Annotated in this window: 10 protein-coding genes; 4 read left to right on the top strand and 6 right to left on the bottom strand. The window is 65.6% G+C overall.

Going from position 1 to position 12,051, the window contains the following annotated elements:
- The first annotated feature begins 6 nt into the window (after window positions 1-6).
- Window positions 7-1,572, top strand: coding sequence for a glycosyltransferase family 39 protein (locus tag IVB36_RS24410; RefSeq protein WP_018453677.1), 1,566 nt, complete (start codon window positions 7-9; stop codon window positions 1,570-1,572).
- A gap of 193 nt (window positions 1,573-1,765) precedes the next feature.
- Here IVB36_RS24410 and IVB36_RS24405 read toward each other — a convergent pair whose 3' ends face one another.
- Together IVB36_RS24405 and IVB36_RS24400 are read right to left on the bottom strand one after the other, a co-directional pair.
- Entirely contained in the window at window positions 1,766-2,794 is a 1,029-nt protein-coding gene (locus tag IVB36_RS24405; protein WP_018453678.1) for a TIGR01620 family protein, read from the bottom strand.
- Window positions 2,791-4,260 carry a YcjX family protein gene (locus tag IVB36_RS24400; RefSeq protein WP_026232571.1) on the bottom strand — a complete coding sequence of 490 codons (1,470 nt, stop codon included), beginning with the start codon at window positions 4,258-4,260 and terminating at the stop codon, window positions 2,791-2,793. Before IVB36_RS24400 ends, IVB36_RS24405 begins: the two co-directional genes overlap by 4 nt.
- A gap of 184 nt (window positions 4,261-4,444) precedes the next feature.
- On the opposite strand from IVB36_RS24400, the gene IVB36_RS24395 reads away from it, so the two are divergent.
- Both IVB36_RS24395 and IVB36_RS24390 read left to right on the top strand, forming a co-directional pair.
- On the top strand, window positions 4,445-5,140 hold the full coding sequence (locus tag IVB36_RS24395; protein ID WP_018453680.1) for a hemolysin III family protein: 696 nt from the start codon (window positions 4,445-4,447) through the stop codon (window positions 5,138-5,140).
- 56 nt (window positions 5,141-5,196) lie between these two features.
- Window positions 5,197-5,991 carry an SDR family oxidoreductase gene (locus IVB36_RS24390; RefSeq protein WP_018453681.1) on the top strand — a complete coding sequence of 265 codons (795 nt, stop codon included), beginning with the start codon at window positions 5,197-5,199 and terminating at the stop codon, window positions 5,989-5,991.
- 60 nt (window positions 5,992-6,051) lie between these two features.
- On the opposite strand, the gene mdlC is transcribed toward IVB36_RS24390, so the two are convergent.
- The 4 genes from mdlC to IVB36_RS24370 all read right to left on the bottom strand — a co-directional run bounded on the left by mdlC (window position 6,052) and on the right by IVB36_RS24370 (window position 10,960).
- A complete protein-coding gene (gene mdlC / locus IVB36_RS24385) occupies window positions 6,052-7,674 on the bottom strand; it encodes a benzoylformate decarboxylase (protein ID WP_247296115.1) in 1,623 nt (540 codons plus the stop codon).
- A 138-nt stretch (window positions 7,675-7,812) separates the two neighbouring features.
- Window positions 7,813-8,661 (bottom strand): MaoC family dehydratase N-terminal domain-containing protein, encoded by an 849-nt coding sequence (locus IVB36_RS24380; protein WP_018453683.1) that lies wholly within the window; start codon window positions 8,659-8,661, stop codon window positions 7,813-7,815.
- 15 nt (window positions 8,662-8,676) lie between these two features.
- The gene (locus tag IVB36_RS24375) at window positions 8,677-9,780 is read right to left on the bottom strand and encodes a CaiB/BaiF CoA-transferase family protein (protein ID WP_026232572.1); all 1,104 of its coding nucleotides are present in this window, start codon (window positions 9,778-9,780) and stop codon (window positions 8,677-8,679) included.
- A 10-nt stretch (window positions 9,781-9,790) separates the two neighbouring features.
- Window positions 9,791-10,960: an acyl-CoA dehydrogenase family protein gene (locus IVB36_RS24370; RefSeq protein ID WP_018453685.1), complete on the bottom strand. Its 1,170-nt coding sequence runs from the start codon at window positions 10,958-10,960 to the stop codon at window positions 9,791-9,793.
- Window positions 10,961-11,084: 124 nt separating this feature from the next.
- Between IVB36_RS24370 and IVB36_RS24365 the strand changes: the two genes are divergently transcribed.
- Entirely contained in the window at window positions 11,085-12,005 is a 921-nt protein-coding gene (locus tag IVB36_RS24365; protein ID WP_085349559.1) for a LysR substrate-binding domain-containing protein, read from the top strand.
- The last annotated feature ends 46 nt before the right edge of the window (window positions 12,006-12,051 follow it).

Below are 12,051 nucleotides of genomic sequence, written 5' to 3'. Positions count from 1 at the left end.
ATCACGATGCTCCCCGCCGGCGCGGCGCGCCGGCCGCTCGTCATGGCCGCGGCGATCATCGCCGCGATGACGCTGCTGCGCATCGTCTACGCCTCGGTCATCGAGCTGCGCACGGACGAGGCCTATTACTGGACCTGGTCGCAGGAGACGGCGCTCAGCTTCCTGGATCATCCCCCCGGCATCGCCTGGCTGATCCGGTTCGGTACTGCGATCTTCGGCGACACCACACTCGGTGTGCGCTTCGGCGGCATCGTCGCGATGCTGGTGACGCAGCTCCTGCTCGCGGACATCGTCCGCCGCCTCACTCATGATGTGCGCGCCGTCGTGCTCGCGGTGCTGATGCCGGAGGCCGCGCTCTATTACGGACTGCTGATGGCCAAGGTCGCGCCCGATGTCGCCATGATCCCGTTTGCGGTGGCAATGATGTGGTGCCTGGTGCGGCTCGCGCAGGGCGGCGACGGCCGCTGGTGGCTCGCGGCCGGCCTGTTCGCCGGGCTCGCGATGCTGTCGAAATTTACCGTGATCATGTTCGCACCGGCGGTTGCCGCCTTTCTGCTGGTGCCGGATTGGCGCTGGCGCTGGTTGCGCAGCCCCTATCCTTATCTCGCGGTCCTGATCGCAATCGCCGTGTTCTCGCCGGTCCTGATCTGGAACGTGCAGCACGACTGGGCCGCGATTCGCTTCCAGGGTGTGCGCGCCACCACCAGCTACGGCATCTCGCTCCGCACATTCGGCGACTACATCGGCCTGCAATTCGGACTGGTCGGCTTCGTCATGCTGCCGGTGGTACTGACGGGGGTGGTGCTGACGGCGTGGCGCGGCTATAGCACGCGCGAGCCGGTCGCGATTTTGCTGTCGACCGCGGTCCTGGTGCCGTTTCTCTATTTCCTGGCGAAATCGCTGACCCTCCGCGTCGGCGACACCTGGCCGATGTTCATGTGGCCGGTCGGTTTCGCCGCCGCCGCTGTCAACCTCACCATGCTGTCGCGTGAAAAATGGTCGGCGCGGATGATCAGATCGTCGCTGTTCTGGGTCAACACGGCGGTGGTCTCCGGCACCGCCTTTGTCGTCATCGTGTTCCTCTACTACGTCGCCGCGCCCTGGAATTTACTTGGCAAGATCGATCCGATCGGTGCCGAGTCCGGTTACGAGCAGGTCGCCGCGCGCGCACAGGCCGCATTGGACGAGACTGGCGCGACCTGGATCGCCACCACGGACTACCGCACCTATGCCATGATGCGCTGGCTGTTCAGGGGCCGGGTGCCGGTGATCGAGATCAACGAGCGCGGCCGCTTCCAGGACTTTCGCGATCCGGGCATGGACCGGATCAAGGGCCACGTCGGCATCTATGTCGGGCGCGAGCCGGACAATCGCTCATCACTGTGGGAGAACATCCCCGCCAAGCGCGAGCCGCTCGGTCAGGTCGAGCGCCGCTGGCGCGGTCTCGTGATGGACACGTACACGCTGGAAAAGCTCACCGGCTGGACCCCAGAGCTGTCGCCGCCGAAAGACTCGCCGCTGTTCCGGTGGCGCGTGCTGGCGGGCGAGTTTGAGCGGCGTACGCTCGCCTAGCAAGGCGGCCTTCTTCCTTCTCCCCTTGCGGGAGAAGGTGGCGCGAAGCGCCGGATGAGGGGTCTCTATCCGCTAAGACGACTGCGAGAGGCGCGCGCGGAGAGAACCCCTCACCCGTCTCGCCGCTCTGCGGCGAGCCACCCTCTCCCGCAAGGGGAGAGGGGAAAACGAGTCCGCCGCGCAAGATGGCGTTCTACTCTTCCTCGTCCTTCTTCCGCAGCAGATCCGTCGCGAGGTCCGACAGCTTCGGCGGCGGCAGTGCGGCGAACGGCAACGGCCGTGTGACGTCGATTGCGGCGAGGCCGAGCCGCGCCGTCAGTAATCCATTCAGCATGCCTTCGCCCAGCCGCTGCGACAGCTTCGCCGCAATGCCGTGGCCGAGCATCTGCTGCACCAGGCTGTCGCTCGCCGCCATGCCGCCGGTGATGGCGAGATGGGCGATGACATGGCGGAGCAGGCGGATCATGCCCAGCGCGCCAGGCCGGCCGCCATAGAGGAAAGCGAGCTGGCGGATCAGGCGCAGCGACACGATGAACACAAACATCACGTCGATCGCCGCTCGCGGGCTCACCGCCGTGACGATTGAGACTTTTTGCGCGGCTGACGACACCAGCCGCCGCGCCTCGATGTCCAGCGGCGACATCAATTCGCGCTCGGCGAGCCGGATCATGTCGGCGCCGTCGATGATCTCGCCGGCGTGGCTCTCCAGGGCGGCACGGGCGCGCGCGAGCTGCGGGTTCTGATGCGCTATCTTGAGCAGATCCTGCACGATGATGCGGCTCTCCTTGCGATCGTCGCTGGCAAGAACAGCGGCTGCGCGCTGATGCAGCTTTTCGATGGTTGCTAGCCGCGCCAGCCCGAAAGCCTCGCGTCCGGTCACCACCGCGAGCGCAAGCGCGGTGATGAAGGCAAGGGCCACTCCGACGAAGCCGAGGCTGTCGCTGCGCGCAAACAGATCCTCGATCAGACGGACGACGCCGAGTCCGACCCCGAGCAGCGTCAGCCCGGCAACGCCGGACCAGAACATTGGGCCCCAGGGAAAGCCGCGCCGCGCCGGAAGCGTCGCTGCGATTGGCACCGGCAAATTCGCCGGATCGGGCTCCGGCGTGATCTGGATGGTGGTACGGCCGAGCCGGGTCGTCTCGTCGGCCTCGGTGACGACGACGCCGGGGTCGTCGAGCCGGAACGTCGCCGGTCGCCGTGGCTTCGATCGGTCGTTCATGACAATTTGTCTCCGATCAGGAACTGCAAGGCACGGTCGAGGCGGATGTGAGGCAGCGCCGGGTGGTCGGCCCCCTCACGTTCGAGCTTCGGCGGACGGAAGCGCAGGAAGCGAAAATCGCTCTTCCCGGCGGCCTCGGTCGAGAGGCCGCGGAATGCGTCGGTGCCGTTGAACAACGGCTCGGGATCCAAGGGCAGGTCGCCCGGAAAGGTTGCCACCTCGGTGCTGCCGTCGAAGAATTCGCCGCCGGCGCTTTCTCCCGCGGCGGGCGTTCCCAAGATCGACGGCAATTTGTCACGGCCATGCGCGACCTGCGCCTCGCGCGTGGCGCGGACGGCGGCGAGCGCGACGACGTCGATCGCCGCACCGGTATTTTCCGCGCGCGCAACGGCGCGGGTGACCGCGCGGCGCAGCACGGCCTCGAGCCGGTCATGGCTGGAATGATGCAGATGATCCGCCTTGGTCGCCGCGAACAGCACGCGGTCGATCCGCGGCCGGAACAGGCCGGAGAGGAATGTGCTGCGGCCGATGTTGAAGCAGTCGAGAATGCCCGCGAGTGCGGCTTCGAGATCGTGCAGCGCTTCGGGGCCGGCGTTGAACGCGGCGAGCGCGTCGGCCAGTACGATCTGGCGATCGAGCCGAGCAAAATGATCGCGGAAGAACGGCCGCACCACGACGTCCTTGTAGGCCTCATAGCGGCGCACCATCATCGCCCACAGCGATCCCTCCGGCGCCTGGCCACCCGCGGGTACGTCGAGCGGCGCAAAGGTCAGCGCCGGTGTGTCGGCGAGATTGCCCGGCATCAGGAAGCGGCCGGGCGGCAGCAGGCTCATCGCAAACCGCTCGTCGCGGCAGCCTTGCAAATAGCCCCTGAAGAGCTTTGCGGCCGTCAGCGTCGCCTGCTCGTCCTCGCGCGCCTCGGGCTTGAGCGTTGCGAGATGCGCGTGCCAATCCGCGGCAAGATGGACGCGCGGCGCCTCGCGTGACAAGGCGAGACTTTCGGCCGACCATTGCTCAAAACTCTTCTGAAGCAGCGGCAGGTCGAGCAGCCACTCGCCGGGATAGTCGACGATGTCGAGCGTCAGCGTGCGGTCGGCGCCGTTCTGGCGCTGGTAGTCGATGACGAGCCTGAGCTCGCTGATGTCGACAGTCGAGTTCGGCCAGCGCCGCTCCTCGATCAGCGCGCGCAGATGGCTCTCATAGGCAAAGCGCGGCACCGCGTCGTCCGGCTGCGGCGCCAGATGCGCCCGCGCGATCCGCCCGGATGAATAGGCCTCGAACACCGGAAACCGGCCGCCACGGGTGAGGCCGTGGATCAGCGCGGTAATGAACACCGTCTTGCCGGCCCGGGACAGGCCGGTAACCCCCAATCGTACCGTCGGATTGAAGAAATGCTCGCCGTAGTCGATCAGCGCCCGAGCCGACAGGCGCGCCTCCTCGATCATATCCTGGAAACTAAATGCCATATGAACGTTGGGAATCCCGGGCGAGGGCGGATAGGCAAAAAGGACTAATCACAAAAGTGGCAACTGCCTGAGGAAAATCAAGCTTCATACTTCCACCGTCTTTGTCGGCAAATCAGCCGTTTGAACGACGCGCCGATCCCGAAACACCCATACAAGAGGGTATTAACTCACCTTGCGGATTGCCATGACCGTCTTCCAATTGAAACAGCTCGCATCCTCCTCCGTCCACGCAGCCGCCGACGCGGTCGGCTGGCATTACGACCGCGCCGAGTTGATCGCCGACGGCGTGATCCACGCGATCGGCGTGCTCTGCGGCATCATTGCCGCGACCGTGCTGGTGGTGCTGACGGTGCTCTTTGCCGACGCGACCGACATCGTCGGCGTCTCGATCTACGTCGCCGGCCTGCTTTCGATGCTGGTGTTGTCGGCGACCTATAATCTGTGGCCAGTCTCGCCGGCCAAATGGCTGCTGCGGCGCTTCGACCATTCGGCGATCTATCTCCTGATCGCGGCGACCTACACGCCGTTCATCCTGGAGGTGAAGGACAGTGGGTTCGCGCTGGTGCTGCTCGCCGGCGTCTGGTGCGTGGCGCTCCTCGGCATCGTGCTGAAACTTCTCTACCCCGGCCGGTTCGACCGCGTTGCGGTCGGGATCTACCTAGCGATGGGCTGGAGCGGCATCATGCTCTACGATTCCGTGGTCAAGGCGCTGCCTGCGCTGGTGCTGGGCTTCGTCCTTGCGGGTGGACTGCTCTACAGCTTCGGCGTGATCTTTCATGCCTGGCGGCGGCTGCGCTTCCAGAATGCGATCTGGCACGGCTTTGTCTTGGCCGGCGCGGCGTGCCATTATACCGCGGTGCTCGACCTCGTGTTGAGCTGAGCAAGCTCCGCGAAGCGCAATAAGCCAAAACGGTACAAGACAAGAGGAGACGTCGCATGCAGGTGACCGGCAAGGTCGTGGTCGTCACGGGCGGCGCCAACGGCATCGGCAAGGCGCTGTGCGAAGCCTTTCACAAGGCGGGTGCGGCCAAGGTCGTCGTCGCCGACATGGACGCGGACAACGCGCGGGCGGTCGCGGCCACGGTGGATGGCGCGGCCTTCAAATGCGATGTCGCGCAGGAAAAGGATATTTCCCACGTCATCGAGGAGACCGAGCGTCAGTTCGGCCCGATCGAATTGTTCTGCTCCAATGCCGGCATCGGCGGCGGCTTCGACCCGATGTCGGTCAATGCCGGCGGCGCCTCGGATGAGCCCTGGCAGCGCAGCTGGGCGATCCACGTCATGGCGCATGTCTATGCGGCGCGGCATCTGATCCCGCGCATGAAGGCGCGCGGCGGCGGCTATTTCCTTAACACGATCTCGGCCGCCGGCCTGCTGTCGCAGGTCGGCAGCCCGGCTTACTCCACCACCAAGCATGCCGCGGTCGGCTTTGCCGAAAATCTCGCGATCTCGCACAAGGCGCACAACATCCGTGTCTCGATCCTCTGCCCGCAGGGCGTGGACACCAACATGCTGCGTTCGATCCCCAAAGGCCCGCAATCCGGCGACGGCGACCTCTCGCCCGAGCAGGTCGCCAAGGACGTGCTCGCCGGTCTCGATCAGGAGACGTTCCTGATCCTGCCGCACCCGCAGGTGCTCGGCTACATGCGCAAGAAGACCGAGAATTACGACCGTTGGATCGGCGGCATGGCCAAGATCCAGGCTAAGATGCGGGAAGATTTCGGGACGTAGGAAGGGGCCTGCCACGACCTCCGGTGTCGTCCTGGCTTTCGCCAGGACGACGGTCGGCCCTCAATGCTTCTGCCCGTACAGCACCGGCACCGCCGAATCCACGACCACCTCCACCAGGCTCGTCCCTTCGAATGCCATCCCGCGCTTGAGCGCCTCGCCCAGTTCGGCCGCCTTGCTCACCCGCACCGCATGGCAGCCCATGCCCTCGGCCAGCCGCACGAAATCGATCCCCGGCAACTCGAGTCCCGGCACGTTCCTCACCTGCATCACCTGGCTGAACGAGCGCATCGCGCCGTAGCCGGAATTGTTGATGACGATGATGGTGAGCGGCAGCTTGCGCTGCGCGGCGGTCCACAGCGCCTGGATCGAATACATCGCCGAGCCGTCACCGATCAGGCACACCGTGCGGCTCGTCGGCTTGCCGAGCGCCATGCCGACCGCGGCCGGCAGCGAGTAGCCGAGGCCTCCGCTCGCCATGGTGTAAAAACTGTCCTGGCCGCGCATCGGCATGAACTTTTGCATGGCCGGCCGGTGCGAGGGGATTTCCTCGACCAGCGACGCGCCGTCCGGCATCGCCTGCGACAGCGAATGCAGCAGGAATTCGACCGGCAACGGATCGCCGGCTAGCAGGGCCGGCGGCAGCGTTCGCCCCTTCGGTGCCGCGCGCTTGCTCTCCGGCAAGAGGTCGAGCAGCATTGCGAGCGCCGGCTTCATCGTCGCGATGATGCTGGTGCCGACCGGCGTCACCGCCGCGGCATCCGGGTCATCGGTGATCTGGAAGATCGTCGCGCCGCCGTCGAAGATCGCGGCATGGCCCTCGACGTGGAAGGTGAACACCGGCGCGCCGATCACGACGACGAGGTCGTGCTCGCGCAGCGCGTCCGACAATTGCGCCGGCGAGGCATGCAGGAAACCCGCGAATTGGGGATGACGTTCCGGGAACGAGCAGCGCGCCGAAAACGGGCTGACCCAGACGCTGGCCCTGGCCTTCTCGGCCACGCGCACCATCAGGTCGACCGCGCCGGCGCGATCGACGCCGGGGCCGACGACGAGGGCAGGGTGCTTGGCTGAATTGAATGCGGTGACCAGCGCCTTCATCGCGTCAGCTTCGGGCCCGATCTCGCGGCTGACCTTGCGTGCTTCGATGGGAGCGGCCGCATGCGCCCAGTCGTCGACCGGGATCGAGACGAAGGTCGGCCCGCATGGCGGCTGCATCGCGGTGTAATAGGCGCGCGCGATGGCGGCCGGAACGTCCTCGGGCCGCGCCGGCTCCACGCTGTACTTCACATAAGGCCGCGGGAATTCGGACGCACGCTCGGCATAGAGGAACGCCTGCAAGGGGAGGATCGAGCGTGCCTGCTGGCCCGCGGTGATCACCAGCGGCGTCTGGTTGCGATGCGCGGTATAGATGTTGCCGAGCGCGTTGCCGACGCCGGCGGCCGAATGCAGATTGACGAAGCCGGCATTGCGCGTCGCCTGCGCATAGCCGTCGGCCATGCCGACGGCGGAGGCTTCCTGAAGCGCGAGCACGTAGTCGATGTCGTCGGGCCAGTCGCTCAGGAACGGCAGCTCGGTCGAGCCGGGATTGCCGAATACCTTCTTGATGCCGAAGGAGCGTAGCAGGTCGAGCGTCGCCTGCTTGACGGTGACGGATTTGGTTGTGGCTTTGCCGTTCTTCACCATGGTTGCCGTTCCCTGTTGTCCATCGGCGCTGCTACCTCACCCGTCATTGCGAGCGCAGCGAAGCAATCCAGAATGCCGCCGCGGCGACAGTCTGGATTGCTTCGTCGCTTCGCTCCTCGCAATTACGAGGAGAGACCATCACCACACCGCGGTCCCCTTCATCGTCGGCTGCCCCTCCGCGTTCGCGGTCCACAGCTCCATGCCATCAGCGGTCTCGTTGGCGTTGATGGAGAACTCCGAGCCCTCGAACAGCGGCTGGAGGCCGCGATAGGTGAACTTCTTCGGCGGCTTGCCGCCGCGCAGCTTCGCCGCCATCTCGATGATGAAGGTTGCCTGCAACGGCCCGTGGAAGATCAGGCCCGGATATCCCTCGACCTTGGTGACGTAGTCGCGGTCGTAATGGATGCGGTGGCCGTTGAAGGTCAGCGCGGAATAACGAAACAGCAGCACGGGATCGGAGACATGCGTCTGGCGATGCTGCGCCTTCGGCGGCGGAGGCGGCGCCTTTGCCGGCGCGGACGTCGTCGTCATCTCGCGATAGACGATGTCCTGCCGCTCGCGGATGGCGATGCCGCGCGGCGAGGAGATGCTGTGCTCGACCGAGACGAAGCACAGCGTGCCGGTCGAGCCGGTCTTCACCTGTACGTCCGCGATGCGCGAGCTCCGCGTCGATTCGTCGCCGACGCGCAGCGGCTGCAGGAACTCGATCTCGCCGCCGGCCCACATCCGGCGCGGCAGCGGCACCGGAGGCAGGAAGCCGCCGCGGGTGGGGTGGCCGTCGGGGCCGAGCATCGACATCGGAAACACCGGCTGCGCCAGGCACCAATGCACCGTGAACGGCGCCGCGTCGCCCGGCTTGGGCGCGCCGACCTCCTGGAACAGCGTCGCACGCAGGCCCTTCACGAGCTGCGCGGTGACGGTGTCGGTGGCCTCTTCGCTGCGGCCGATCCATTGCCTGAGATGATCGATGTCGAGCTTCTCGGTCATGACGCCTCGCTCTTGTTATTTCTTGGATTGGGGATTTTCGCCGATCGCCGGTACAGCACCATAGCTGCGCGTCTCGCCGACAATGATCGGCGCCGGCGCGGGATAGCTGACGCGTCCCTGCGGCGTGTCCACCTCGATGCGGCGCAGATGCGGATGCTTGGTGAGGTCCGCCATGGTGTTGACCTCGGCAAAGGCGATGTCGGCCTCGGACAGCCGCTTCAATAGCTCATCGCGCGTCATCTTGCCGAAGGCATCCGCGACCGTCTTGTCGGTGAAGTCGCGGTTGCGCACGCGCTCGACCATGTTGGCCACGCGCGGATCGGCGGGCAGATCGGGCTGGTCCAGCACTTTTGCGCAAAGCGTCTTCCACTCGCGCTCGCTTTGGATCGAAATCAGGATGTCCTTGCCGTCGCTAGACGTGAACACGCCATAGGGCGCGATCGAGGGATGGCGCAGCCCCATGCGCTTGGGCGGATTACCGGCTTCGGAATTGAGCAGCGGCACGGTGCACCAGTCCGCCATCACGTCGAACATAGAGATGCGGATGTCGGCGCCCTTGCCGGTGCGTCCGCGCCCGATCAGCGCCTCCAGGATCGCCGCATGCGCGGTGGCACCGGTCGCGACGTCGACGATGGACATGCCGACGCGCGAGGCGCCGTCGGGATTGCCGGTGATCGAGGCAAGGCCGCTCTCGGCCTGGATCAGGAGATCATAGGCCTTGCGGTGCGCATAGGGGCCGTCGTCGCCATAGCCGGTGATCGTGCATGAAATCAGCCTGGGATAATCCTTCAAGAGCCGCTCCCGCGAAAAGCCGAGCTTGTCCATCGAGCCGGGCTTGAGATTCTGGATCAGCACGTCGGCGCTCGCGATCAGTCGCTCCAGTTCGGCGCAGCCTTCCCTGGTGGCGAGATCGACCACCGCCGATTGCTTGCCGCGGTTGAGCCACACGAAGTAGCTGCTCTGGCCCTTGGCCGCCGCGTCATAGCCGCGGGCAAAATCGCCCTCGGGCCGCTCGATCTTGATGACTTCCGCGCCGGCATCCGCCAGCCGCGACGAGCAGAACGGTGCCGCCACCGCCTGCTCGACCGCAATCACCCTGATCCCGTCAAGTGCTCCCATGATGGCTGCCTCAGTACGAGCGGGGCATGCCGAGGACGTGCTCGGCGATGAAGGACAGCACGAGGTTGGTCGAGATCGGCGCGACCTGATAGAGCCGCGTCTCACGGAATTTGCGCTCGACGTCGTACTCCTCGGCGAAGCCGAAGCCGCCATGGGTCTGGACGCAGGCATTCGCCGCTTCCCACGACGCATCGGCCGCGAGCATCTTGGCCATGTTGGCCTCCGCGCCGCAGTCGAGCCCGGCCTCGTATTTGCGCGTCGCTTCCTTCACCATCAGTTCGGCCGCGCGCATCGCGGCGTAGGCCTTGGCGATCGGGAACTGGATGCCTTGGTTCTGGCCGATCGGCCGGCCGAAAACGCTGCGCTCCTTGGCGTAGCTGGTGGCCTTGGCGATGAACCATTTGGCGTCGCCGACGCATTCGGCAGCAATCAAAATGCGCTCGGCATTCATGCCGGAGAGGATGTAGCGAAAGCCCTTGCCCTCTTCGCCGATCAGATTTTCCGCCGGCACCTTCATGTCGGTAAAGAACACTTCGGTGGTGGCATGGTTCATCATGGTGCGGATCGGGCGGATCTCGAGGCCCTTGTTCTTGGCCTCGCGCATGTCGACGATGAACACCGAAAGTCCATCCGTGCGCTTCTTGACCTGGTCCTTCGGCGTGGTGCGCGCCAGCAGGAGCATCAGGTCGGAATGTTCGGCGCGGCTGGTCCAGATCTTCTGGCCGTTGACGACGTAGCCGGCGTTGCCGTCCTTGCGCGCGAAGGTCTTCAGCGAAGTGGTGTCGGTGCCGCTGGTCGGCTCGGTGACGCCGAAGGCCTGCAGCCGTAATTCGCCGCTCGCGACCTTCGGCAGATATTTTGCCTTCTGCTCGTCATTGCCGTGCCGCAGCACGGTGCCCATCGTGTACATCTGGGCGTGGCAGCCGCCGCCGTTGCAGCCCGCGCGCTGGATCTCTTCGAGGATCGCCGCGGCCGCTGAAAGCTTCAAGCCCGCGCCGCCATATTCCTCGGGGATCAGCACCGAGAGATAGCCGGCCTCGGTCAGCGCGTCGACGAAGGCCTTCGGGTAGGCCATCTCACGGTCGAGCTTGCGCCAGTATTCGCCGGGAAACTGCGCGCAGAGCTTTGCGACGGCTTCGCGGATGTCGGCGTGATCTTCGGTGTGGTGTTCTTCACTCATGGGGTTTCCCGTATGTGCGGCAGTTAAGATAACGCCGGCCGATCCTCTGGCGTTGTGAAAACACTGCCAGCCCCCTATGCTCATTTGCTATAGCGTATGGAGTAGCCTTCCAGGATTGGCAAGCATGGATTTCCGTCAGCTCAGGACCTTCAGTTGCGTGGCGGAGCTCGGCAGCCTCTCCAAGGCGTCCGATACGTTGCGCGTGGCGCAGCCGGCGCTCTCCAGGCAGATCAAGCTCCTGGAACACGAGCTGCGCACGGAATTGTTCACCCGCAACGGCCGCGGCATGGTGCTCACGGATGCCGGCCGCCTCTTGCTGGCGCGCACCTCCGGTATCGTGCGGCAGATCGACCAGATCCGCGACGACATCCAGTCGTCCAAGGGGCCGCCATCGGGCCAGGTCGTGCTCGGCCTGGTCCCGACCGTGAGCTGCGTGCTGTCGGCGCGCTTCGCGCGGCGCTGCGTCGAAAAATTTCCCGGCATTTCGCTGCGCATCGTCGAGAGCTACAGCGGCCATCTCGTCGAATGGCTGCATCGCGGCGAGATGGATCTCGCCATCCTCTACGGCCGCTCCGCCGATCTGCATCTCAACGTGGAGAGCTTGGGGCGCGACAACATCGTCGCGGTTGGTCCGCGCGGTTGTGGCCTCGCGCGCAAGAAGAGCGTCGATGTCGGCTGGCTGCTGCGGCAACGGCTGGTGCTGCCCAGTCATTCCCACGGTCTCCGTGCGCTGATCGAGCATGCGGCGGCCCAGCGCAAGATCAAGCTCAACGTCCAGCTCGAGGCGGATTCGTTCCGCGTGCTCACGAGCCTCGTCGAGGAAGGCCTCGGCTTCGCGCTGCTGCCGCCCTCGTCGGTCCACGGCGAGGTCGCGGACGGGCGGCTGGAAACGGCTGTCGTCTCGAAGCCGATGACGCGCGAACTCATATTCGCCTCTCCGATCGACCGTCCGGTCTCGACGGCCTCGCTTGCCGTCACCGCCCTCCTGCGCGAGGAAGTCGCCGCCTGCCGCAAGGACGGCGTGTGGGACATCAAGTTGAGTTAGATGTGGCGGTGCGGTTTAGGACAGAAGGCCGTATGCGACCCATCGC

This window comes from Bradyrhizobium sp. 35 (genome assembly GCF_023073215.1).
Taxonomy (GTDB): Bacteria; Pseudomonadota; Alphaproteobacteria; order Rhizobiales; family Xanthobacteraceae; genus Bradyrhizobium; species Bradyrhizobium canariense_D.
The sequence above is the reverse complement of the archived record's forward strand: the minus strand, read 5'-3'. Positions and strand labels throughout refer to the sequence as shown.